The organism is Pedobacter gandavensis (assembly GCF_032677645.1).
In the GTDB taxonomy this organism is placed as follows: Bacteria; Bacteroidota; Bacteroidia; order Sphingobacteriales; family Sphingobacteriaceae; genus Pedobacter; species Pedobacter gandavensis_A.
The window spans coordinates 1-24,683 of sequence record NZ_JAVTSB010000013.1; the positions used below are offsets into that span (position 1 = coordinate 1).

24 protein-coding genes and 1 tRNA gene are annotated in these 24,683 nt (G+C 37.9%); 15 read left to right on the plus strand and 10 right to left on the minus strand.

Going from position 1 to position 24,683, the window contains the following annotated elements; genetic code table 11:
* Positions 1-331, plus strand: a 331-nt coding sequence (locus R2Q66_RS20290; RefSeq protein WP_316752568.1) for a hypothetical protein, incomplete at its 5' end; no start/stop codon positions are given.
* 117 nt (positions 332-448) lie between these two features.
* Here the strand turns inward: R2Q66_RS20290 and R2Q66_RS20295 are convergent.
* The 3 genes from R2Q66_RS20295 to R2Q66_RS20305 form a co-directional block, all read right to left on the minus strand.
* The gene (locus tag R2Q66_RS20295) at positions 449-964 is read right to left on the minus strand and encodes a hypothetical protein (protein ID WP_316752572.1); all 516 of its coding nucleotides are present in this window, start codon (positions 962-964) and stop codon (positions 449-451) included.
* A gap of 10 nt (positions 965-974) precedes the next feature.
* A complete protein-coding gene (locus tag R2Q66_RS20300) occupies positions 975-3,677 on the minus strand; it encodes a restriction endonuclease (RefSeq protein WP_316752574.1) in 2,703 nt (900 codons plus the stop codon).
* A 289-nt stretch (positions 3,678-3,966) separates the two neighbouring features.
* Positions 3,967-4,815 (minus strand): hypothetical protein, encoded by an 849-nt coding sequence (locus tag R2Q66_RS20305; protein ID WP_316752576.1) that lies wholly within the window; start codon positions 4,813-4,815, stop codon positions 3,967-3,969.
* Between the two features lie 314 nt (positions 4,816-5,129).
* Between R2Q66_RS20305 and R2Q66_RS20310 the strand changes: the two genes are divergently transcribed.
* On the plus strand, positions 5,130-6,392 hold the full coding sequence (locus tag R2Q66_RS20310; RefSeq protein WP_316752579.1) for a putative phage abortive infection protein: 1,263 nt from the start codon (positions 5,130-5,132) through the stop codon (positions 6,390-6,392).
* A 197-nt stretch (positions 6,393-6,589) separates the two neighbouring features.
* Here R2Q66_RS20310 and R2Q66_RS20315 read toward each other — a convergent pair whose 3' ends face one another.
* Entirely contained in the window at positions 6,590-7,282 is a 693-nt protein-coding gene (locus R2Q66_RS20315) for a DUF2971 domain-containing protein (RefSeq protein ID WP_316752583.1), read from the minus strand.
* Positions 7,283-7,900: 618 nt separating this feature from the next.
* Between R2Q66_RS20315 and R2Q66_RS20320 the strand changes: the two genes are divergently transcribed.
* From R2Q66_RS20320 to R2Q66_RS20335, 4 genes are read left to right on the plus strand one after another with little or no spacing between them, the layout of a single operon-like run.
* Entirely contained in the window at positions 7,901-8,155 is a 255-nt protein-coding gene (locus tag R2Q66_RS20320) for a helix-turn-helix domain-containing protein (protein WP_316752585.1), read from the plus strand.
* A 3-nt stretch (positions 8,156-8,158) separates the two neighbouring features.
* The gene (locus R2Q66_RS20325; RefSeq protein ID WP_316752587.1) at positions 8,159-8,488 is read left to right on the plus strand and encodes a hypothetical protein; all 330 of its coding nucleotides are present in this window, start codon (positions 8,159-8,161) and stop codon (positions 8,486-8,488) included.
* A 4-nt stretch (positions 8,489-8,492) separates the two neighbouring features.
* Positions 8,493-9,041, plus strand: coding sequence for a BfmA/BtgA family mobilization protein (locus R2Q66_RS20330; RefSeq protein WP_316752589.1), 549 nt, complete (start codon positions 8,493-8,495; stop codon positions 9,039-9,041).
* A 3-nt stretch (positions 9,042-9,044) separates the two neighbouring features.
* On the plus strand, positions 9,045-10,037 hold the full coding sequence (locus R2Q66_RS20335; protein ID WP_316752591.1) for a DUF5712 family protein: 993 nt from the start codon (positions 9,045-9,047) through the stop codon (positions 10,035-10,037).
* Between the two features lie 164 nt (positions 10,038-10,201).
* Here R2Q66_RS20335 and R2Q66_RS20340 read toward each other — a convergent pair whose 3' ends face one another.
* The 3 genes from R2Q66_RS20340 to R2Q66_RS20350 all read right to left on the minus strand — a co-directional run bounded on the left by R2Q66_RS20340 (position 10,202) and on the right by R2Q66_RS20350 (position 12,164).
* Positions 10,202-10,474, minus strand: coding sequence for a hypothetical protein (locus R2Q66_RS20340; protein WP_062548219.1), 273 nt, complete (start codon positions 10,472-10,474; stop codon positions 10,202-10,204).
* 77 nt (positions 10,475-10,551) lie between these two features.
* On the minus strand, positions 10,552-10,830 hold the full coding sequence (locus R2Q66_RS20345; protein ID WP_316752594.1) for a hypothetical protein: 279 nt from the start codon (positions 10,828-10,830) through the stop codon (positions 10,552-10,554).
* Between the two features lie 20 nt (positions 10,831-10,850).
* A complete protein-coding gene (locus R2Q66_RS20350; protein WP_316752597.1) occupies positions 10,851-12,164 on the minus strand; it encodes a hypothetical protein in 1,314 nt (437 codons plus the stop codon).
* A gap of 436 nt (positions 12,165-12,600) precedes the next feature.
* On the opposite strand from R2Q66_RS20350, the gene R2Q66_RS20355 reads away from it, so the two are divergent.
* Positions 12,601-12,813 carry a helix-turn-helix transcriptional regulator gene (locus R2Q66_RS20355; protein ID WP_316752599.1) on the plus strand — a complete coding sequence of 71 codons (213 nt, stop codon included), beginning with the start codon at positions 12,601-12,603 and terminating at the stop codon, positions 12,811-12,813.
* 17 nt (positions 12,814-12,830) lie between these two features.
* Complete coding sequence (locus R2Q66_RS20360) at positions 12,831-13,298, plus strand: DUF4265 domain-containing protein (RefSeq protein WP_316752601.1); 468 nt, start codon at positions 12,831-12,833, stop codon at positions 13,296-13,298.
* Positions 13,299-13,385: 87 nt separating this feature from the next.
* On the opposite strand, the gene R2Q66_RS20365 is transcribed toward R2Q66_RS20360, so the two are convergent.
* Together R2Q66_RS20365 and R2Q66_RS20370 are read right to left on the minus strand one after the other, a co-directional pair.
* Entirely contained in the window at positions 13,386-14,597 is a 1,212-nt protein-coding gene (locus R2Q66_RS20365) for a site-specific integrase (RefSeq protein WP_316752604.1), read from the minus strand.
* A 248-nt stretch (positions 14,598-14,845) separates the two neighbouring features.
* Positions 14,846-14,918, minus strand: a tRNA-Lys gene (locus tag R2Q66_RS20370).
* A 358-nt stretch (positions 14,919-15,276) separates the two neighbouring features.
* Here R2Q66_RS20370 and map point away from each other — a divergent pair.
* The 7 genes from map to R2Q66_RS20405 all read left to right on the plus strand — a co-directional run bounded on the left by map (position 15,277) and on the right by R2Q66_RS20405 (position 23,644).
* Positions 15,277-16,083, plus strand: coding sequence for a type I methionyl aminopeptidase (map, locus tag R2Q66_RS20375; RefSeq protein ID WP_316752607.1), 807 nt, complete (start codon positions 15,277-15,279; stop codon positions 16,081-16,083).
* Positions 16,084-16,272: 189 nt separating this feature from the next.
* Entirely contained in the window at positions 16,273-16,818 is a 546-nt protein-coding gene (locus tag R2Q66_RS20380) for a sigma-70 family RNA polymerase sigma factor (protein WP_316752609.1), read from the plus strand.
* A gap of 92 nt (positions 16,819-16,910) precedes the next feature.
* Positions 16,911-17,618 carry a hypothetical protein gene (locus R2Q66_RS20385; RefSeq protein WP_316752611.1) on the plus strand — a complete coding sequence of 236 codons (708 nt, stop codon included), beginning with the start codon at positions 16,911-16,913 and terminating at the stop codon, positions 17,616-17,618.
* Positions 17,602-18,822, plus strand: coding sequence for a hypothetical protein (locus R2Q66_RS20390; protein WP_316752612.1), 1,221 nt, complete (start codon positions 17,602-17,604; stop codon positions 18,820-18,822). The genes R2Q66_RS20385 and R2Q66_RS20390 overlap by 17 nt, the downstream gene beginning before the upstream one ends.
* A gap of 81 nt (positions 18,823-18,903) precedes the next feature.
* The gene (locus tag R2Q66_RS20395; protein ID WP_316752615.1) at positions 18,904-21,285 is read left to right on the plus strand and encodes a TonB-dependent receptor; all 2,382 of its coding nucleotides are present in this window, start codon (positions 18,904-18,906) and stop codon (positions 21,283-21,285) included.
* A 45-nt stretch (positions 21,286-21,330) separates the two neighbouring features.
* Entirely contained in the window at positions 21,331-22,533 is a 1,203-nt protein-coding gene (locus R2Q66_RS20400) for a DUF4374 domain-containing protein (RefSeq protein ID WP_316752618.1), read from the plus strand.
* A 10-nt stretch (positions 22,534-22,543) separates the two neighbouring features.
* Complete coding sequence (locus R2Q66_RS20405) at positions 22,544-23,644, plus strand: PepSY-associated TM helix domain-containing protein (protein ID WP_316752620.1); 1,101 nt, start codon at positions 22,544-22,546, stop codon at positions 23,642-23,644.
* A gap of 18 nt (positions 23,645-23,662) precedes the next feature.
* Here R2Q66_RS20405 and R2Q66_RS20410 read toward each other — a convergent pair whose 3' ends face one another.
* Positions 23,663-24,679 carry an ABC transporter substrate-binding protein gene (locus tag R2Q66_RS20410; protein ID WP_316752622.1) on the minus strand — a complete coding sequence of 339 codons (1,017 nt, stop codon included), beginning with the start codon at positions 24,677-24,679 and terminating at the stop codon, positions 23,663-23,665.
* Positions 24,680-24,683: the final 4 nt, after the last annotated feature.

The window sequence follows — 24,683 nt, forward strand, 5'->3', positions numbered from 1 at the left end:
TTGGAAAGTCTCACTATCCTCAATAACCCCCTTAAATTCAAAATTCTTTAGTATAAAATCTGGCAGAAATAATCTGAGTAATGATGCAGTAGCTGATGGCATAAATATAAAACTGTATAAAATACAAAGCTATATTTTTAACGCCTCCTCCACAAGTTTTGGGATTGATCCCGAATCGCTCACTATTTATAGTGAGAATTGGTGCAGGTTTTGGTACCCCCGTAAAAGTGAAAAGGCCGTTAATCATGCGATTAACAGCCTTTTGTACGTTTTGATTTTGAATCTTGTGATCCCGCTGGCATCAGAACCTAGTCCTGAAATCAACGTTTAAATAGTATTTAGTGCGGTTTTAAAATTCGACTCACCGAATCACTCACCACTTTTTTTATGCGTTTTAACTGCAATTTGTATATCTAAATATACATGAAAATACTGGACTTTTAATAGACTAATTTCTCTTAATCTTGGTAAAAGTCTTGTAATGAAAAATGGACTCTGTAACGCTATCTAAAATTGCAATCAAAAAACGGTCGTTGTAATTTTCTTCGAAAGCATTAATTGCTTCTTTAAATTTTACAAATAAATTTTCCACTTGACTCGGTTCGCTTTGACATATCATCAGTCTTTTTTCAGCATTACCAATTAATAGTTTTTCGAAATCATACTTTATCCCCGAGTAATTTCTGGACCATTCAGATTCAACAATCAAAGGTGTCCTTATTAGCCTATTTTCTGAATCTTCCTGATACCATACGATATCATAAAGCCATTCTCTCTCAAATTTATTAGGAAAACCTCCAATTGCAACTTCATGTTCTAACTCCTTTCCTAGGTCACCGATACTTTCCTTTAGCCGATTAGTCCAAATCTTGTTGCCAACGTACTTGTTTTCTTCCACTTCAAGTAGAAAATCATCTAGTACTTTTATTATTCTTTTTTCAATTTCGTCAAAATTTTCAGTCATAATTTAGATACTAGAAAAGTAAGCCATTTGAATGACTAGCTCTTCCTTGCCGTCTTCTAGAGTATTTCAGCCAGGTTAAAGCTTTGGACGCATATATTATTTTTGAACTTTCTTTTTCACCGTCAAAAAAATCTATTGGTAACACATTGATTAGTTCCTTAGCCTTAGCATTAGGATGCCCTTCCAAATATTCGTAAATCAATTTCATTTTTGGCAATTCCAGTATTTTTGTCCGCAATAAGGTCATTGTCGTCGCTTCATCCTTCAAGACGATTTCTTTACCAAAATCAGTTAAGGCACTAGTATCATCAATTAATTCCAATAGCGCCAAATCTCGATTAAATCTGCTACTAATTAAATTAGGATTACTTGCTAAAATTGGGATTAATTCAATAATCTCTCTTAACGAACTACGTGGGATTAAATCAGACTTATCTTCAATTCTAACCTGTGAAAATGCCTTACCTCTTCCTTTTGTTGGTTCAATTAATCGAGTCTTGATATCCAAATCTGAGAGTAGAAACCAACTAATTATATTTTTAGCATAAGAGTCCCAAGTATTATCTTGAAAATCGTGTTTAAAAGTATTTTTAAGTGTTTGAATTACATCAGCCTTATTGATTTTGGAAATATTGGTTCTTTTTAAATGAATATAAGGGGTGTAATTTTGGAATTTATTAGTAATATAATCAATAAAGCCTTGTTTAGATATTTCAATGCCTTTGTTTACAGAGTAATAGTCTCCTGTTTTTTGAATTATACCTAAATTTCTTAATTCAATTAAAATATTATACAATGTCTCTTGGCCTATCCCTTTTGGATGTTTTTGTAAAATGGATTCTAATGTCTGTTTATTTGTAACATCAAAAAGTAAAAATACCTCCAAACATAAATTAACCCCTTGTCGAACTAAGTAACCTTCGCCAATAGGTGGTATTGTACCGGTTACTAAGTAGTCTCGATAAATATCCCAATAAATATTATAATTTGCCCCTGATCTTATTATTAATCGCTTATGCAAAAGAGACGCGATGGTTTCGCTGTCAATGATATCTCCAACTTCCGTTTCATCAAAAAAACTACCGTCATACGCTCGTTTTGCAATCAGTTTTATTGCTTTAAACTCTTTAGCAGATAGTCTTTCTTCATCCTTTTTAAAAAGATCGGATATATTTAGGTTAGATTCAATTAAATTTTCTTTGCCAACTCCGGATTCTATTTGATCAAATATATGTATACATAGTTTCTTGGTCAGCCAAGGTAAACCTTGGGAACTTTCCTTAATACGCTGTTTAATGCCATTATCTAAACCATCTACAGACCCCTCCAATTGTTTAATTACGCCATCAATCTCCTTCTCTCCAAATTCATTAATTGTAAATTCCCTTGCTTGTTCTTTAGCTTGTTGCCAAATATGGTATGATGGATCATCGCTTTGAATGAAGAAATCAGATTTCCATGAAAAACCAATAATTAGATTTGGTTTCGAGTCGGTAACATCTGTAAGAAACTTGTAAAAAGTCTTAAAAAAATCTCCCTTCCTGAAAACATCTTCAAATTGATCAAAAATTAGAACTAAAAACTTATTATTCCTTTTAAGTTCATCCAGTACTATTTTAACGCTATCAGACGATAAGAGGTCATTATTTGAAGTAAATGTTAAATCTCCTTGAACATGCTGAATATAGTGATTATCTATAGCGGCATTTATTAGCTTTTTAAATGAGAGTGCAACAAAATTATCTGAAGTTGCACTACGTGTATCAATTGCAATTCCGAAAAATTTACGTTTATAGTGCTTATTACTACATCTACCAATGATTTCTAAAACTAATGAACTTTTGCCCCATCCAGATTTTCCATTCAAATAAAAGATCCTTTTTCCTGTTTTATTCCCATGAATATCCTTAAAGTAGCTTAGAATTTTTGTCCTAATATCGTCTCTCCCTACAAAATGATTCTTATTAGAAGATGCAGGAAGATAATCATACCAATTTTCACTCTCCTGTACTTCAGAAATGGTTTCAATTATTGTGTCGTGTCTATTCGACACCTTAGTTCTAACATAACTAGTGTAATTTTGGATTAAAGTTAGACTACTAATTTCGTTTATTTTGCTTCTCAGTAATTCAATAAAATCATCATTGACTTTTCTTTCGTTATGCTTAGCATCTACCACTATAAATTTTGTTGGAAGAGCATTTGACTCATTAATGAGATAAATAAAATAGTCTCCAAAATACGTTACTGCAAGTATTTTTTTTGAAATAGTATATATAGCGAGATCAGATAACGGTTCATAAACCATTTTTCCATCTGAAAGCATTCTTATAATATCATCAGGTTCAAAAAAAGTTAAGTTTTTATATTCAGGACGACTTTTAATTTCACTCAAAAGTGCCCCAGCTTGGCTTTCAAGCTCTTGGGTTCTATAGAAATAACCTTTGTCAACCTTTTTGAATGTAACATTGAATGAAAATTTCGAGAGTTCATCTGATGTCACTTTTTCTTTTGCTTTACATTCAACATATAAACTCTCTTTATTATGCTTATGCTCAGCAACCAGATCAATTTCCATTCCACCGAAATTTATATTTCCTCTAATGTCATATAGATGAAGAGTTAGTAAATTTCTTATCAATGTCTCAAAACAGTTCCCTTTTGCTTTGTTCGAAGAACCATCTTCAAGAATTATTTTAATTTCTGATTTCATTAATTTAGATTCTATCTTTTTTTTCTTAAAATAGGATTCTTTAAAGATAGTAAATGAAATGAAAAATCAGCCTTGCATCGATGATTAACACGACCACTATCCTGTATTATTTTTATTCGTATAAACTTGTCGTTTATTGAATACTGCTTATTTCCCAAATTCAGAATCGCCTCCTAGTCAGGTAATCGAATGACAGAAGGGCTTTGCCAATCCTTCAGGCTTCGAAGGGAGATTTCTAAGTAAATTATCATTCAGTAATTTGCTATTGAATGTCGCAAAATCTTAACACTTATAGCGACTTGCCTTGCATGTGCAAAATAATGGGATGGGTTTCAATTTTTTCTTCTTTTAGAGCGGCCAAGATCTCTGGCTTATAAAACCTTTCATCAAGCTTTTTAAGCGCTTCTAATAAGTTGGGAGGATTATTAAATCTTTTATTTTCTTCCAATAATAAATATGCTTTTTCTAGTTGCATAGCATACCAGTACAATACCGGTCGCCAAGTATCATAATAAAAATCACATATTTTGTAATAATTCTCTGGAACATTTTTAAATGAAAGCAACTGAAAAAAATTAATTAAAATGTCAATATTATTCCTATCAAATGCCTCCTGTTTTAAAAATGCACTTTCATTATCTTCTTGGCTATATATTAAATGATCCTTTTGATAAAAAACACCTTTGAATTCGCGGTATACATCTGCTCTGGGCTGCCGCCCAATATAACGTGAAACATAATTCTCCTTGATAATGAAATCTCTATAATTATCATTCGCAATAGCTTTTTTTAGAATATCCCATGCCATTGTACGCACCGCACGAAATTCTATGCCCATAAAAAATTGATACAACTCCATAAATGATTTAACATCCCCTTCTTCTTTAGATTGTGCATCACGCTTACTTTCATATGTAAAAAGTATATAGGCAATATATGATGTCACAAGTAAGGTCAATAGACTGATAAAAGGGTTTAACAATCCACCGATATAATCTCCGAAAGTTCCCCAGTCTGCCTGTGTATTAGATCTAACTGACGCATCAAATTGATCTCTGTAAAGGGCTATTGGCAAATAACCGAGAATGATTATAATCAGAACAAGAATAGCTATTAAAACAATATGTTTTATTTTCATACATGAGGTTTTCATTTAGCTTCAATAATAGGCATTTTTTTATCTCAATTATTAATTTAAATACGATCCTTTGATTCTTCAATGTAAGTTTTTGAAGAACATGAAGGCCTCGAGATTTAAGGAGGCTCTTATTTAAAGATTTAGAAGTATTGGACATCCAAACTGTGTTTTCCTTTATAAATAGGTCTAAGTCTAAGGATTTAAAACGGAAATTATTGGATAATACTTTACTTAGTAGATAAATGCGAATATCAGAGTTCCATTAGGAAATTAATAGATATGATCTATATTTACTAATATTTAAATTTTCACTCATGACCGCATTTTTCCTTATTATGGTGGCATTTGCCATAATTATATTTTTAGTCGCATTGGCTTGGTTAGTACGACTGGGATTCAGTCGTTTTTTTTCAAACACAACTGGACATAGTACTTTAACGCAATTGAATTGGCAAACTGTTTATGCTGTTATCATTGCGTTTATATTAATCGGACTATCACTTCTTGCACCTTTTCTGTTTACTAGGGAAGCTGTAAACGAGGATTTTAATTTTATGGTCACCGGCCAGATTGGAGATACAATAGGTGGAATAATGAATCCGTTTGTTGCACTAGCTGGGGTAATTGTGACTGGATTGGCATTCTATATGCAATACAGGGCCAATCTTTTACAAAGACAACTTTTCAATATTCAGCTCAAAAAGGATAAAAAGAGATTTGAAAAAGAAATCAGACAAAGTAAAAAGCAGTTTAAAAAACAATTCCTTTCTCAAAATAAGGAGAATGATTTACAGCAGTTCCATGCACAATTCTATGAGATGCTGCGACTGCACAAAGAAAATGTAAATGAAATGGAATTGCCGGCAAAAAGATCTTCTGTTCAAAATATCGATATGTCACTTGTTTACCGTTTTGAGCCTTATACAATAACCAAAAGAGCAGTGTTTGTAGAAATGGTTAATGAGTTTGAGCAAATTTTGAAAGCAGTTAAAGAAAGCGATCTTAGGGTACTCAACAATGAAACTTTTAAGGAAGGTTATAAAATGTTCTTTTGGGGTTGTGGGAATGATTATGGTACTGAGGAAGAAAGAAGTTTAGTTGAACTCTTTGAAGACGACAATAGCTTGAAAGGATTATTATCTAAATGGCAAAATTACCAGTTCGAAACAAATAGCGAAATGAATTCCAAGCTCGATTTTGATATACTGGCTTTCCGAGGGCATTCAGGGTTTTTAGGTCATTATTTTAGGCACCTTTTTTTAACTGTAAAATTTGTGGTTAACCAAAAAGTAACTTTGGTAAGTTACAAGGAGAAAATGGGTTATTTACAGGTACTTCGCGCGCAACTATCAAATCATGAACAGATTTTGTTATTTTATAATTGGTTAGGGGGGTATGGTGAGCCTTGGGAAGGTAGTCAAAATAGGTTCTTTACGGAATATAAAATGATTCACAACCTTTGGTATGAGAACCTTATAAATGAACCTTTTTTAAAAAGTAAAGTAGTTGAATTAGCTGGTAAATCGGTGGAGCTTCGTAAAGGCCCTATGTTTGAAATTGGGGATCCATTAGAGTAAAAGATTGTGAAGGTAATGGCCGCTCGGATTTCAAAGAAATTGACAACCATCAATGAGACAAAATCTATGCCGATTTAACTTCGTTAAATCAAACTGTTTATATTGTTCTGTTTGCTTGTTACTGGAACTATCATCATTGGATATGGTTTTGCCTGCTGCCGTACTATAAAGAAAATTTTATAGTGCGGCAAGTGTAGCTAGAGATGTTTTGCAATCATCTCATTTAATATTTCGTCAGTCAATATAGTTTTTTTGAGCCCATTTGGAGAATAATCACAGAAATAAAATTTAACCTGATAATGATGTTTATCAAATAAGTCTTTTACCAGCTTAACTTCTGCAACAGGAGTTCTGGGTCCGAAGATTACTCCAATGAGATTCGATTTGTTAAAAGTTATATAGCCTTGATTAGCTAATATTCTCCACTCTTTTTCGTAACTCCAAGCAATTTGTTTTTGAAACAAGGCCTTGGCTCTGTTGATTTCGGTTTCGACTAAAATTCGCTTATTTGAATAATGGACTGGAATAATTTTATTTGAGATTTCGAGACTGCTTCTAAAACTAAATTCTAGACATACACCTTTAGCAGAATTTGCATAATGTGACCACATAAGTTCAGAGAGTGGATCGGTAGTAAAACAACAGACACCCAAATTGGTACGATATTGATCTTGCAATGCCTGAAGCAATTTATTTTTTAAGAATACAAGTGTAATTTCTTTTGCTAAGTCTAGTTTTTCGGTGGATATGTTCCCCTCGGGATAATCCAACACTGTTATCTGATTAAAATAGTTGTTTTTTATAAAAGTTTTAGTGATCTCAAAATCACAGTCGTAAGGGTCATTTAAATTTACAGCACTACAACCCCAAAGTGAATTATTCTCTATCAATTTAAAAAGATGAGGATTTAATGAGTGGTATTTATATAATGTATTTGGTCTGGGTTTTATTCTAAACCTCCAAAGCGTTCTAAAGTATTTAAGATTTGACCAGTAAACCATGTCTTAGACCATAAATAAACTAAAATTATTTATGGTCTAAGACATGGGGAATAAAATCTTAAAGATTGGACAAAGCAAAAGCTTCGAAATATTCCGAATTACTAGAACTTAAATTTAGGTAGTACCCATCTAAGCCCCATCTCTTTAAACATCATTACCCGAGCTTTGGTCGTATAAATTCATCACTACTAGAGATAAACGCAAAAATAATACGCGGTAATTGCGGAAGTGAAATATAACTCCAAAGCATATAATTATGGCAATAAGAAGGTTATGGCGAAATGCAAAAGTCCAATTTTATTAAAAAAATTGGAGCAAGCGGAAGTTGGGCAGCGCCCTACTTTCTTGCCCTTAAGCTATCGCTAGAGGGGTCTAAAGTATACTCCTGGTATACTTTGGATAGGTTAAGACCCCGTAGGGTACTATAATGGTATACTCGGCAGTATACCAGATGAAAACAAACAGATTCAGTAGGAAATATTCAGGAACAGGAGAAGCATTATGAAAATGGACATCATTACAATGGAAGATCTGCAACAGTTTAAAACTGATTTTATGCAGGATATCAAAGACCTTCTGGCTGGGAACAAAGAAGGTCAGAGCAACAAGGAGTGGTTGAGAAGTGCAGAAGTCAGGAGGATGCTTAAAATATCAGGTGGTACTTTACAGAATCTTCGCATCAGTGGCACGCTTCCTTTCCGTAAAATCGGAGGCAGCATGTACTATGATAAATCGGCAATCGTAAAAATATTGGAGGGCTAAAATATGGAAAACTATAACATGGACTATCTGAATATACATAAACACGCATTAAGTAAATACTTTGAACGCATTGCATCGGATGAACGTTTGTTTGCAAGCCATATTAGCTTGTGTATGGCTTTATTCTATTTCAGTAACGGAGAACATCCCAGATCAGCCTTTCAGGTGAGCCGGCCAAAGTTAATGCGTTTCTCAAGGATCAAGTCAATTGCCACCTACCACAAGAATATCAAGGATTTAACGGATTATGGCTATATCGAATATAAGCCATCGTGGCATCCTGTAAATGGAACACAAATCAGGCTGATGATTGAAATAATGGACAAGGATTAAGGTTATGGAGGACGTCAATATAAAATCTATCCGCTATCCCATAGCCGTAGACGTAAAGCTGGAAACCCTTAGTTTGAAATTCGGGCGCACCAAAAAGCTGTTTTTTGAGCAGATGGTGGACTATTTTTATAAAAGTAAGAAAGACCCTAAAGACCTCAGCGATGAGGTGCTTAAAAAGGAGCTGTCGAATGGGAACAGTCGTATTATTTCCTTTGTTCGCAAGCAGGAAAGTGATTTCCTTTTACCCATTTTTTCGAATTTGGGTAAACTGCTGATCCTTTCCAATGCACACAGCAAGTATTTAGAAGGCCTGAGCCAATACGCAGTAAGCGATGAATCACAGACCAGAAGAATTATAGCTGGTATGATGTTACTTGAAAAAGCAATTATAAAAACGCAGACGAACCTGGACGAGAAGGCGGTATTAAAAACGAAGTTCAGTAAAATACTGGAAAGATATATCAGTAGTCGGGAATCATTAGGCTGGACGGATTCATCCGCTAAAAAAGAGGAATTGCAAGGTCTGGCACGGGAGTCACTTAAAAACATATAGCCTATGTATATCAATATCACTGCATCAGAATCAGGGGATAACAAAGGAAGTAGCGGGGCGCTGGTCAACTATCTGGAAAAGGAAAACCACCTGCAACCTGAAAAAGGAGCGGCTTTAGTACAGGAAAACTGGTTTAACGGCAGTGATCAGGAAATCGGGAGGCAGGAAGTCAGAATGAAAATAGACCGGAACATTGCAAAACTTTGCCGTGACGACAGTAAATTTTTCCTCATCAATATCAATCCCAGCCAGAAGGAACTGGCGCACCTGCTTGCCAGATATGGCGGGCAGGGTGCAAAGGTCAAACTAAAAGAGTTTGGGCTTAAAGTGATGGATGAATATGCCAGAAACTTCAAAAGAGCTGGGATTGACAGTCACAAAGATTTATTATGGTTCGGTAAGCTTGAAAATTACCGTTACTATGGCTTTAAAGATAAAGAGGTCAAAGAAGGGGCAAAACAAGCAGGTGACCGCAAAGGGGGCTATCAGATGCACCTGCAAATTATTGTTAGCCGTAAGGACATCTCAAACCGGATCAAATTAAGCCCACAAAATACCTCTAGAGGAAAGAATAGGAAACATTCTGCAAAGCTGGGGCAGTTTGACCGCACCGCCTTTAAGCAGTCTGGGGAAAGCTTGTTTGATGATGTTTTTGAATTTGACAGGGGCTTGAAAGATACCCTGACTTATGCCAATACCATGAAAAATGGAACTGCTATCCAGAAGATGCAAATGCAGACTCTAGGGGATCTGCCTCCGCAGGGGGCTGAAACAGGCAGGGTGATTTCAGATTTAAGTAAGGGCATTGCAGGTGGGCTATTCCAGAGTTTCGGGGATATGTTGGTCGCAGGAACAAAGGCGAGTGCAGGATTGCTCAGTTTACTACTGTCAGATGTTTATGTGCCAAACCAAGCAGATCCGGTAGACGATGGAATGCTACGAAGGAAAAAAAGAAAGAGTAAAAGTAAAGGGCAAGAAATGGGGCACAGCAGGTAAGTGCTTTGCATAATCCTTAAACCCATTTAAGATAAAGGTGTTTTGCAGGTGTTTTTCCCCCGCGCAAGAGGGTGGCCTGCAAAACACCTTGCCCGCGCTGGCCTTTGCACAGTTTTGCGGGGGGATTTACGGAAAAGACAGTAGGCTGAAAACAGGTAAGTAGCCTACTGACCAAGGTGCAATGCTTTTAAACTTTCAGAAGTTGGGTTCTGGTAGGCCAGTGTACCCTGCTCAAATTCAAAGAGCTGTTCCATGAGTACCACCTTTTCGTATGGAATATCCTTACTTTCCTCTAGCAGGATCTTCCGATAATTCTGGAAAGTATTCATGGAAATCCCTAGTAGCTCCGGTAGCAAATGCATGGCTTTCCGGTATTGTATTATGTTTAGTGCGTGTAAATACTCATTGATTCTGTATTTGTTGATAGGCTTGTTCATAGTGTTTAATTTTTATGTAGTTAACTGAAAAGATCATTTTTAACAGGTCAGATGCTAAAAATGATCTACTCTTCGGTTTAATAGGTACTTTCAAGACGTTCTTTTTCTATGTGTACAAAAGAGGCATTTAAGAAACCAATCAGTTGGGTGTAAAACAATAGCATATTGGTCGTCTGATTGCTGTCGTATTCTGCGGTATGGTAAGTCCATCCTTTGAATAGTTCCCAGACCAGATCCCTGCATTCGTGAATAGGGGTATTGTCAAAGAACTCGGTGATTAAGTTTTCAGGATTTTGCAGTTCATCATCGGACAAACGTGCGGGCTGGTAATCCAGCTGTTTTAGGATTTCTTGCATGGTGATTGTTTTTATGGGTTTTAATTGGACAGTTCTTTGGTAGTCACTTTTTTAAATTCATACAAACTTTCCAGCTGGTTGATGAAATCCTGAAACTGCTGGTTGTAATGTGTTTTAAGTACGCAAATGCTGAAATGACGCGTCTCAAAAAATGCACTGAGCTGGTAATCTGCCAGAGTACCCAACAGGTAAAATTTCATTGGCTCTTTAACGCTACGCAGGAAAAAGACAGGGTTTTCTGCCTCCGGTACTAAGGTGGCATTCCCAATGCGGAAACACATTTTTAATTCATAATAATCGCCTTTATCCAGCCATTTAAAGTAAATTTCAGGGATTTCTCTGGCAAACACGCAGGGGATTAAGTACTTCTTAAATGGTTTTGGCGCCAGATTTTTCATGCCATAGGTCATGAAATAATGGGTGTAGGATTGTGATTCCAGCATAGGGTATGCCTCTTGCCACAAATAGAACAGCTGATCTCTTCTCTCCATATTGTGATTACGGATTTCCTGTTTTTCTGCCTTGCTATGGCTGAATTGTGTGTTTTGTATCTCAGCAAGCGTTTTCATCTTTACCAGTAGTGGATGGAGCTGGGTTTGGACAGGGCTGTAGTGTAGTTCTGCCGAAGCCTCGGTATCGGTAATGAAATAAGCATAGCTTTTTATGACCTCTTTATTTTTGCCAAGTTTCCCAAGGTAAGGAATCGAAAATGGGTAGTGGTTAGGGCGGTAGGGAGCAAAAGTGGTATGAGCGAAGCAATACCCGATGATGCCATTGCTGGCAGAAATGTTGCTTTGAGTATTGGGGAATCGCTTTAAGCGGTCGGGGCATACAGCCTCTTTAAAGGGATAGTAAAGTATGGACTCCGGTTTATAGAAATAAGAATATTGCTCTTTTAAACTAACGTTCATTCCCCATCTGTCGTTGATGATGTTAAGGTATTTGCTTTTACCAGTTCGGGGATGAAAGAAATCCGGCCAGTAAAATTCCTTAAAATCACATTCACCGCTATGGTTCATTAAATCCTGTAAGGCGTAATAAGCATAACGACTGAGATAGTGTCCGCTGGTGTCCACGCTGCAACCAACCAGCAGTTCAGTCGGTTTAATCCGTAAATAAACCATTTCTTCCTTTTCCTCACCAAGGGTAATCCCAATAGTGAGGATTTCCTGATGAAAGGAAAGCTTTCTTTGTTTGATGTTCAGGAATGGCTTTTTAGTTCTCCTGAATGCAGAATGCTTGTCTAAAGTTTCCTGACTGAGTATTACAGTCCCTTTTTCCAGTGGAAGGTGGAAAAAGTCGATGCCCCGAGGCGATAATTGTTGCATTTCCATATATGATCTTATTTAATTTCTCATTAAATAAGCCTCAGATAAGTGGGATGCCGGAAAACAAAACAGGGCTGGTAACTCACTTACTCTATTGCAGCTAGGTTCTGGTAAACCCCCAAACCTTTCGGGATGGATCTCAGCAATATACATAAGCGAGCACCAGCCCTATTTATATATAGGGTGGTGGATGCTACACTTACGCTCGCTGAGATTAAATTTACCAGATTTAGCTGCGAGGCTCGTATGCAATCCTAATTGTTCATGACTAGAATTACAAAAGTATAATATTTAATTTATAACAACTTTTCTCTAATGTCAGAAATAATAATGTAAAACACAAATAAAATAATAAATAACATTAATGTATTGACGAAATACATTACTATAATGATAAATATGATTAATTTCTGAATATTATATTTGTTTTACATCACATGATATGAGTAAAATAACTTATAACCGCATTAAGGCTGTACTAGCAGAAAAACAAAAGACAAATAAAGATTTGGCTGATGCTTTGAAAATTGCCCCTGAAACCGTTTCGAGCTGGTGTACGAACTCCGCACAACCTTCGATTAAGAAATTGTTTGATGTTGCTATTTTTTTAGGGGTAGAGCCTGGTGATTTATTATCGTCAGCTAAAAGTATATAGATAGTTTTATAGAAGCTATGGACGAAGAAAACAATGTTAAAATTCTGTTCCAGTTTTACAGTGATGTCTTGGAGGAAGAGACTGTTGAGACGATGTGGGCTACTGTAATAGATAAAGAAAAAGGTCTTTATAAACTGGATAACATCCCTTTTTATGCTCCAAATGTAGCAGCAGATGATATCGTCTATGCCGAATTTGATGATTATCAGGAGCGCCTAACTTATAGGCATATCTTCGAGCCTTCTGGAAATTCAACAGTACAGGTTATCATGTTTGATGATGATACCCCTATTAATGAGGTAAGAGCGTTGTTTGATGTTTTGGGCTGTAGTAGTGAAAAGGCTAATGACAGTTATTTCGTAATGGATGTCCCGTTTAATTTAGACTACACGATTGTTAAAGATAAACTAAAGGAATTAGAAGATTCTGGGGTGCTGGGATATGCTGAACCTTGTTTGTCTGAAAATCACAATTATAATGAATAGGAATATGCCATAGGCCAAATGGAGTCCTTTTATGCAGAAAAGCCAAAAACACCTCGTGCTTTTGGCTTCAATTATTATCCTTACATTTTATTGGTATTTATCTCTTAATAAGGCCATATCTGCACCCACTTTAATGTCCAGTACTTTTGCATAAATCTGGGTTGTCCTGATATTGGTATGTCCCAGCATTTTTGATACACTTTCAATGGGAACGCCATTTAATAGTGTAACCGTAGTCGCAAAGGTGTGACGGGCGATATGCGAACTAAGTGGTTTATCAATTTCACACAGTGTAGCAATTTCTTTTAAATACTCATTCGTCTTTTGGTTGCTCGCCACTGGCATCGCTCTGTCTTTAACAACACAATATTCATTCTCGGCATATCGGTCTAAAATCGTCATTGCAGAAGGTAACAGAGGGATTGCCGAACGGATATTGGTTTTCTTTCTATTGGTGAAGATCCAGTGGTTGCCATCAACTCCTTTGGTGATGTTGGACAGCTTTAGTTTTTGAACGTCAGCGTAAGCAAGTCCGGTAAAACAACAAAACAGAAACACATCCCTAACTTGCAAAAGCCTTGTAGTACTAAACTGTTTTTGCGCAATGCGTTGTAGTTCTTCCTCCGACAGAAATGGCCGCTCTACCGGTTTAGATTTAAGCTTATAGCCAAACATCGGGTCATTGTCTATCCATTTTAGGTTTAAACAAATGCGGATGATCTTGCCGAGGTTTTTAAGGTATCGTATAGCGGTATTATTCGCACAGCTGTTTTCTGTTCTCAGGTAAAATTCGAAATCGCTGATAAAAGCATGGTTTATTTCTAAGATATCTACATCATTGACCTTGTGCTTTTCGAGCATAAAGGCTTGAAGGTGGCGTTCCAGTATCTCAAATCTTTTTAAAGTTCCAATCGCATATTGTTTACCCACCAAAGCTTTCATTTTTCTGTTGTGATTCTTCACAGCCTCTAAAAGGGTGTGTGTTGCGGTGTCTTTTCCTTGAAATTTGTTTCTGATACTTTCTGCTGTAATAGGCGAGTTAGCTTGAGCCAGATCTTTGTGTGCCCGATAAACCATTGCCTGTAAGTTGTCCAGATAGGCATTAAATCTTTTTGTGTCCTCTTTAGTTCCGGTTAATCGTCCGGTTTTGGGATTCCAGCGTTCCGGTTTGCATTCCTGTCCTGTAGTGATTTCCACACGATTTCCATTTACGGTAATCCTTAAATAGATAGGGGAATCACCGCAAGAATAGTTTTTTTGCTTTTTCATGTAGAATAGCATACTGAAATTCGTTTTCATAATCAACTGATTTAAGGTTAAACAAATGTAGCCTTGCAGTTAATTGACGTCAAGTCGTTTAATGACTGAACTTTCTGTATGTCAGAAAGTTATGCGTTTATTCGGTGAGTCGGGGAGACTTCAATTTACTCACCGAATCACTCACTTTTTATATGTGATTTATTGAATAAACTGTAGTTTTGGGTAAAAACAAAAAGCCTGCAATCAATTGATTTGCAGGCTTTTAAACGTTTTGTTACTATTTCTTGTGATCCCGCTGGGATTCGAACCCAGGACCACTACATTAAAAGTGTAATGCTCTACCAGCTGAGCTACGGAATCAATTATTGTTTCGTTGTTTGGTATTACAAAGATAGAAATTATTATGTAAAAACTGCCTTCTTGCTATTAAAAAGATGGTTTATCCGGGTAATACACTGTATTCTAGCTGAATAATTTTTCGGTTATTTTTCCCAAACCCAAATTCCTTCATTTTTATGATAAAACCCTGTTAGGAGTGTTCTAGGTGGTTTTTTTAGCAAATCATTTGATGATAAGCACTTTATCTGATTTTTCCTTAAATTACAATGTTATGTATATTTTTTTCATAGAAATATCATAGTTCCCATATCTTTGTATTTCTAAACATTAAAACAAATCTTCTGAACAGACTATAGGTCTTTCAGAGTTAAATAACAAAATGAGTATGTATAAGACGGATGAGGAAGTTGAGATTCAACGTGAAAGTTGTTTACTGGTAAGTGCTACAATTACAGAAGTGGCGAAGATTCTTAAACCAGGGATCACCACACTATCACTTGATGTAATGGCGGAGCAGTTTATCAGAGACAATGGAGCGATTCCATCTTGTAAAGGTTATCATGGTTTTCCTTATACCTTGTGTATTTCAATTAACGAGCAGGTTGTTCATGGATTTCCAAGCGAATATATCATCAAAGAGGGCGACGTAGTTTCAATTGATACTGTTGTTGCTAAAAACGGTTTTCATGGCGATCATGCCTATACCTTTATTATGGGTGAGGTTAGTCAGCAAGTGTTAGATTTAGTAAGAATCACCAAAGAATCACTATATGTAGGAATTGAGCAAGCCGTAGTAGGCAACCGTACCGGTGATATTGGTAATGCGATTGAGCAGTATACCTATGGAAAACATGGTTACGGAGTGGTGCGCGAGATGGTAGGTCATGGCGTAGGTAGAGAGATGCATGAAGATCCTCAGGTTCCAAATTACGGTAGAAAAGGAAGCGGGAAGAAACTGACTGAAAATATGGTGTTGGCAATTGAGCCGATGATCACCATGGGTAGTCGTCATATCTTTACCGAAGAAGATGGCTGGACAATCTCTACAGAAGATGGTTTACCGGCAGTTCACTTCGAACACAATGTTTGTGTAAAGAAAGGTGCCCCGATCATTCTTTCAGATTACAGACCAATTGAAGCCGCAGAAAAAGCAAATACAAATCTAAATAGTAGCTATTACAACTAGATTATTCTATAATCATTAATGTAAGCATAGGCCGATCCATCAAAATGGGTGGGCCTATGTTGTTTAATTGCCACAGTGGCAGTAGGCTATTCTGAATAACAAAAAGGCAAGGAGTAAATATTTAACAAATACGTTGTTTGTAATTAATCTAAATAGTCTATATTTGGCCCAAGTATTTACACCGCCACTTTGCCAGAAAACAAAAACATACCCCTAAATGATGCGCCCACACGTATCAATAGACAAACTTTTGAAACCATCTACAACATGTATTGGGACAAGGTTTACGCGGTATGTTACAATAATATCAGAGAAATTGAACCGGCAAAAGAAATGGTGCAGGATATCTTTAAATCCCTCTGGGAACGAAAAGCGGAGCTGGAGCTAGAGAACGTAAGTAACTACCTGATTCGCGCAGCAAAGTTCAAAACCTTTGAATACATTCGCAATAAAGTAAGCCGTGAAAAACATATCTGTCTAAAATATCAGGACTGTAGTCATTCCTCCAATTGTACTGAAGAGCATGTAAATTACAATAATCTCAAAGAAAGTGTCAATTTGTTAGTCGATACGCTGCCTTGTCAATGTAAAAAGGTCTACAGGATGAGCCGGGAACAGGGGATGAGTAACAAAGAAATTGCTGTCGCCTTATTAATCAGCGAAAGGGCCGTAGAATACCACATTACCAAAAGTTTAGCTGCGCTCCGGCTAAGTCTTTCCAATTATTCTGAATAAATATAACTTTGCCATTACGGAAAACGCGTTGTTATGCTACTTATATTTTATATAAGTTTGTAATTCCAATAAAGCAGGCTTTAAATACCGGAATGAACATTAGCAAAGACCTCATAGAAAAATACCACAGCAATCAATGCAGCACAGAAGAACGTGAGGCAGTGGAGGATTGGTTATTTTCTAATCATACTGATGAAGGACTTCAACTGCCACTGGGCGAATCTAAAGCGGACCATAAAGCAGGCATCTGGAAGGGAATCGAAGATGTTTTTTCTCAAGAACTGAACGAAGAGCATGAAGATAAAGAATACCTTGCTATAGCGCATCCTGTAGAAACTTCAGGTATAAAACGGGTAACTACAAAATCTACCCTGCACTTTTGGATAGGCGCAGTAGCAGCTACTATTGTGATCGGGTTCACCGGATTAGGGATTGTTCAATTGCAGAAAAACAAGAGACAAGCTGAGCCTGAACTGGTTTCGGTCAATAATACCTCTACCATAAACGTCCATCATCTGGAAGTGAACGACTATACCCTTGCGGTTGGCACCAATACTTCTGCTAAAATCGACAACCTCACTGGTGTGGTTGATCTGGCAGGAAGCATACTCATTTCTCCTAAAAAAGACATGACACTTCGCTTTGAAGGTAGTCCGGAAAAGATCATTTTCAAGAAAGATCAAACTTATATCATTCTCAAAGGCAAAGAAGGCACAGATCAGATCATCGTCAGCGAAAAAAACCTGATGGATCTTCCTCCGGTACTTCAAAAGCAAATTATCAATGAATTTAACATCTAAACGCCCTCTCTTTTTTCTTTTGATACTGCTGTCCGGCCTTTTTGGATGCAAACAATCGCCTTCAATTTCCAATAATGAAGCGCAAAGTAAGTATAGTATTTACATTCTGGGTAAAGATGGTCAGGAATATCTGTTAGAAAGCGATCAACTGGATTCTGGATTGTTACTGCCGGAAAAGGATGGTGTTCCCTTGAATACCAGAGAAATGGACCGCAGTGTGATCGTGAAAAACGGTTATTATTACCACCTCAACAGGAAAAAATCAGCATTAATAAAATACGTGCTAAAAGCAGATCAGCTACAGGAAGTTCAATCTATGCCTTTAGCACAATTCTCCATTGAAAACTACCGTTGGATAGGAGGAGATACACTATTGTTAACCGGCTTAGGCAGCCCGGATTTTAAACAGGTTAAATTTAGCCTGCTAAATGCAGGTACGATGAAGCCAATAAAGGAGGGCAATATGGAAATCCCTGTGCCTTCAGGTAGGTTCGACAATATGTCTGTCGGTTTTGTGAAAAAACAGGGTTCAAAGCTATTAGTTGGCTATACTTACCATCAACAACTCGGCATATCAAATTATACTACCAGCGATACCACATACATTACGGAACTAAACTACCCCCAAATGACGGCTGTAAAAACAGCTAAGGACACGCGTTCCACTTATCCCGGAGGCGTAAACACCGTACAGCTTTCTGCTTTTAATGATGCCCAGGGCGATTTCTATTTCATGGCTTGTCCGGGGATTGCCTTAGGGAACCGTCCGGAATTACTTACCGCGGTGATGAGAATAAACAAAGCTGAAACTGTCGCAGACCCTCATTACTTTTTCAATTTATCTTCCGCAATCGGCAATCATGCCTATGGCATGTGGAATCTGGGAGGCGGTAAAGCGATTGTTAGAGCAGAGCGAAAAGACTTGTTCAAAGGTCTCGGTGATCATTATAGTACCCCACATTTCGAATTTTACCTGATTGATGTAAAAAATAATAAGGTCCTTAAAAAACTAGATCTGCCATTAGATAAAGGAACAAGAAGAGAATGTGTGCTGGTAAAGGATAACATCGCTTACATTTCTGTAAACTCATCATCAGAAGGGAATTATATATGGAAATACGACCTTAAAACCGGCGCTTTAACCAAAGGAATGCAGCTTGGCGGAAATACAGATTTCATCCTTAGAATCGACAAGCTGAGATAATTCTCTATATTTTTTCATAGTCCACCTTCGGGAATATCGTGCTTATGCTACTAACAGGTATAAATGCACAATATTAAAATAATGACCTACGGAAAAATTCTACTACTCATGCTCTTCAGCACTTTTTCAATTAGTGCTTATTCACAACAAAATATCTCAGGATACGTCAAAGACGGCAACGAACTGATTACCGGGGCTACCATCTTTTTGAAAGGGACTAAACAAGGCATCGTTTCCGACAGTCAGGGCCATTACGAACTGAAAAATCTGGCGCCAGGTACTTATACAGTCTCTGTTTCTTTTATCGGTTACGAAAAAGATAGCAAACAGGTGGTTTTAAAAGTTAATCAGCAACTTATCCTTAACTTCTCTTTAAAAAAGGACCAGCAACAACTTCATGATGTAAATATCAATGGGAAAACGAAGACCCAGCAGGTAAAAGAGTCTGGGTTTGCGGTAAATGCCATTGACACGAAGAAATATGCCAACACAACTGCCGATCTTAATCAGATCCTGAACAGGAGTACAGGGGTCAGGATTCGCGAACAAGGCGGATTAGGTTCTGATTTTAAATTCTCTATCAACGGTTTATCCGGAAAGCAAGTCAAGTTTTTTATTGATGGAATTCCGATGGATGTGATGGGAAGCGCAATGTCTTTAAATAACATCCCCGTAAACATGGCCGAGCGACTGGAAGTCTACAAAGGTGTAGTACCGGTACAACTGGGTGCTGATGCGATGGGCGGCGCGGTAAACGTGGTTACCAATCAAAAAGTAAGCAATTACCTGGATTTGAGCCATAGCTATGGTTCTTTTCAAACCAACAGATCTTCTTTGACCGGACAATATGTTCATGAGAAAACTGGACTAATCGTTAAAGGGAGTGGGTTTTTCAATTCTTCTGAAAACAACTACAAGATGAAAAACGTAGATCTTGTAGTGGGTGGTCAAAGAGATGGAAACTATATCTATGACGTAACCGATGCAGAATATGTTAAAGGTGATGCGAGACGTTTCCACGACAATTACCTTTCTGCCCTCGGACAAGTAGAGGTAGGTGTAACCAATAAAAGCTGGGCAGACGTATTATTTATTGGCGGAGGCTATAATGAAGGTCACCAGGACTTACAAACCGGATTCGACCAAAACACGGTCTACGGTAAGGTGAGACGTACTAATTTCGCTAAAAGCGCCACATTACGCTATAAAAAGAACAACCTGTTCACTGAAGGCTTAAACCTGAGCGCATTTGCAGCCCGATCAAAAGATACTTACAAGACTACCGATACCGTATTCCGCAATTATAACTGGGATGGTAGCTACTACGATAAGGGTTATACGGAGATGGGAAATAGCGTCAAAACGATTAACAACATCGTCAGACCGCGTACGTATGCGATGGCTAACCTGAGTTATGTGATCAATAGTCAGCATTCCTTAAACCTGAACTATACGCTTGATCATTTGAAAAACGAAAGCTTTAACCAGTTACAAGTGGAGCGGGATAGTATGCCCGGAATTATCAACAAACAAATCCTCGGCTTTGCTTACCAGCAAAATCTATTGGACAATAAACTATCCAATACCATTTTTGGTAAATATTACCACCTGGGTTTAGAGCGCTCCAAATTCATCAATGGTCGCTATGCCATGCAGGACACTACTTTCTCAAACTTCGGCTACGGAATCGCTTCCAGGTATAAAATCACGGAAGGATTAGGTGTAAAGGCTTCTTATGAGCATAGCTACCGACTTCAGGAAGCAGAAGAGATGTTTGGCGACGGCTTAAACCTACAGGGAAATCCTGATTTAAAACCTGAAAGCAGTCACAATGTAAACCTGGGTGCCTATTATGGTTTCCAGATAAACAAGAGCGCTTTCTTCTTCGAAGCTTCCGGTTTTTACCGCAATGCTAAAGATTTCATCTTCCCTGTACCTGATGTTCGTTCCAAATTGCTAAAAAATGAAAACCAGAGTAGTGTGCGTATCACAGGTTTTGAAACAGAAGCCAGATATAGTTATGCTCAATTGTTGTCATTATCACTGAACCTGACTTATCAAAGTGCAGTAAATACCACCAAAAACGGTCAGACGGAATCAAATAATGTAGAAGGAACTTACCTGAACAAAATCCCGAATCAACCCTGGTTATTTGGTAATGCAGACTTTACCATCGGACAGGATAACCTGTTAGGGAAGGATACCCGTTTACAGTTCAACTGGTTCACCCAATACGTAAACTGGTTTTATCTGACCTGGGAAAGTAAAGGGAATCCGATTGATAAATCAGATATCCCAACACAGTTCATCCACAATGCCTCCCTGAGTTACTCCCTTAAAAAAGGTAAATACAACATCTCTGCAGAATGTAGAAACTTAACCGATCACCTGGCTTACGACAATTTTAAACTGCAAAAACCAGGAAGATCATTCTCAGTGAAATTCAGATACTTCATTCAGTAATTATTAAAATAAATAAAAGGATATCAATACAATACCTAAATATATATGAATACATTATTTAAATCAAAAGCAGGCCTTTTAATGTTCGTCATACTGCTGATCAGCATGACTGGATGTGAGAAAAGAAACGCCGGACATGTGGAAGAAGGTACAAAATACGCCGCAATTCTTTGTGTGGGTAGCTGGCCAAATACCGCTTACTACATCTCCAGTATCCCATCTTTAACCAGCGGAACCATCAGCCTGAAAGGGAATGGTGCAGAGATGACTGGTAAGGTTTATGCACAAGATGTGATTCAAAGAGATGGCTTTTATTATCACATGAATTCCAGCAGTGGACGCTTTGGGAAATATCATGTAGAAAACGGTTCTTTACTTATCGATAAAGAAATTCCTTTCGCTTACTTAAGCTGGAGTTCTTATGCCTGGGCCGATAACAATACCCTGGTGATTTTTGGCGAGGGTAAGGACGAAGCACGCTATGCGGTAGTCAAAGTAGATAAGATGACCATCAAAACCGGTAAACTTAACCTGGAAAAGATTCCTGCCGGATTCCAGCAATACAGCTTCGGATTTGCACAATATAGAGACAGTAAGTTGTTCCTGGGTTACGGATTTGGTTCTTCAGACTGGAGTCAATTCCCGAATATGCCGGTGTATCCAAAAGCTTATGTTGCCGTAATTGATTACCATACCATGGCAGTTGAAAAGAGCCTTGAAGAGACTCGAACTACCGGTTTAGGCAGTTTAAATGTATATGCACCATCGTCTTTTATAGACGAAAACAACGATTTATACTTCATCAGTGATCCGGTATCCGGCTACGATTACAAATCTCCATCTGCCATGTTCCGCATTAAAAGCGGAGCCACAGAAATCGACAAAGACTATTTCTTTAACTTTTCCGCATCCGCGAATAATGAAAAAGCACCAGCGATGTGGTATATCGGAAGTGGTAAAGCCATTGTTCGTTCCAGAATTAATGGGGAGAGTATAGATATTGATCATTATTACCGCTTGATTGATGTGAAATCCGGAACCATGATCAAGAAACTGGACCTTCCTGCGGATAAAGGGGAGCGCATGGTGAACGCAGTCATTACAGAGGATGGAAAAGCCTTTATCTCGGTAAATGCTGCCGACAGAGATTTCATCTGGCAGTACGATCCGGCAACAGATCAATTGACAAAAGGAGTGGAGTTTGTAGGTGGTATCGACTATATCCTACGCATCGAGAAATTGAAATAATAGCCAATAGATGACGTTTAACAAGATAAATGCCTGGGTTCACCTCTGGTTCGGAATCGCTTCCGGAATCGTAGTAGTGATTCTGGGCATCACTGGTTGTATCCTTGTTTTTGAACAGGAAATCAGAAGTATTTCCTCTCCATGGTTGCATGCAAGTGCGGAAGGGAGACCCTTATTGCCTCCATCAAAGCTTTATGAAGCTGCGGCTAGAGCATTGCCTGATAAGAAAGTATCATCGATATGGTATCATGGGGAAGACCATACTGCCCATGTGACCCTAAATTCTGATTCTACGATTTTTGTAGATCCTTATACGTCCAAAGTAGTGGCCATGGTAGATCATGAAGACTTCTTTCATATCGTGGAAGAAGGTCACTTTTACCTCTGGTTACCGAAAGAAATCGGCGAACAAATCGTAGGATGGGGAACCTTCGTCTTTTTCCTTTTATTGCTTAGTGGTCTCATTTTATGGTGGCCAAAAAGGTGGAATAAGAAAAATCTGAATCAGAGTTTCAAAATTAAATGGAAGGCCAGATTTAAGCGCCTCAACTATGATTTACACAATGTGCTGGGCTTCTATTCCATCATCGTTGCCATACTGCTTGCTGTTACGGGTTTGATGATGAGCTTCCAATGGTTCAATAAAGGGCTGTTCTGGATAGCGGGAGGAACAGATAAGCCAAGGGTAGAAGCGGTCTCTGATACTTTAAATCACCCGCAGACTAAAATGCTCGTTCAGGTGGATAGGGCCTGGCATAAAGGGATCAATGAGCTCGCAGAGCATAATCCAAAAGACATCATTGTGAGCTTCCCTGAAAAAGCTTCAGAAGCGATTTATGTCTGCACCGATATGTTTAGTGGCACCTGGCGCGATATCTATCTGGATCAACATACTTTGGAAATCTTACCAGCCTCTGGTAAAAAATTACTGGATGAAGATGCTGCGGACTTAATCCGTAGGGTGAATTATGGTATCCATGTGGGTGCTATCGGCGAATTGCCAACAAAAATCATCTTTTTCATCGTCAGCCTGATCTGTGCTTCGCTGCCAATCACCGGATTTTATATCTGGTGGGGGAAAAAGAATAAGAAAACTCGCTTGATTAAATAGTCAAGCGAGTTTTTGCTGTTAAATCAGGGGAATCAGTGATTTGCCTTTTCCTCCATAGAGCTTTAATATGATCGATTCTACTTGCTTCTTCACATCGACATCTGGATTTGGATAAGCCCAGTTATGGATGCTGGCAGCAGAACTCAATGCCTTTAAAGTATGTGGGTTGTAGAAAAACATAGGTAGCAGGTTGTAGATTTCCTTATTTTTAATGGCTGATACATCCCCCAATTCTTTCCTTCTGTAGAATTCATCCGGACTGTCGTTCCACATCACGATCATATCCGGATTCCAGCTGATCAGCGTTTCCGGACTGATATTGGGTTGATCTAATTCAAAAGTACAGGCATTTTCTACGCCAGCTGCTTCCAGGCAAAAGTGCATCATGCTATTCCTGCCTGCGGTTGCAAATATCCGGCCATGAGCCCAGGCGAAATATACCTTTTTCTTAGTCTGAACGCTATCAGCCCTGTTTTTCATGGTTGTTAACTCTTCTTTAACATAAGAAACCAACTCAGTTGCTCTTTCGGAAGTTCCTGTAAGTTTCGCCAGGTCATGCATCGTTTGAAAAACCTCCTGATGTTGTTCTACTTTGGTGGTATACACCTGAACACCTACTGCTCGTAAGGCCTGTGCAAGGTCTTCCTGGGAAGCCAGCATCACCACCAGGTCTGGATTTAGCATCATGATACTTTCGATATTGCCATCGCCATTGTTTCCGGGAACAGCCAGTGTTTTTTGCTTAATGCGGTCATCTAATTTGGCGTAGAATGGATACAATTCGTCGCTGTTATAGATACTGTTGAAAATCCCAACAATCTTATCTCCTGCGTTTAACATGTAAAGGGCATCCAATGCCGGCTCATATAAAACCACCATTCTTTCTACAGGTTTGTCGAGTTCAATTATATGTCCCAAAGCATCGGTTACGATGATGGCTTTCTTTTTGCCGGTATCCTCTTTTGTAGGGTTTGCACAGCCGAAGAAGAGGGTCATCGCTCCCGCGATGAATAATAGGGCGATATTTTTGTTCATAATC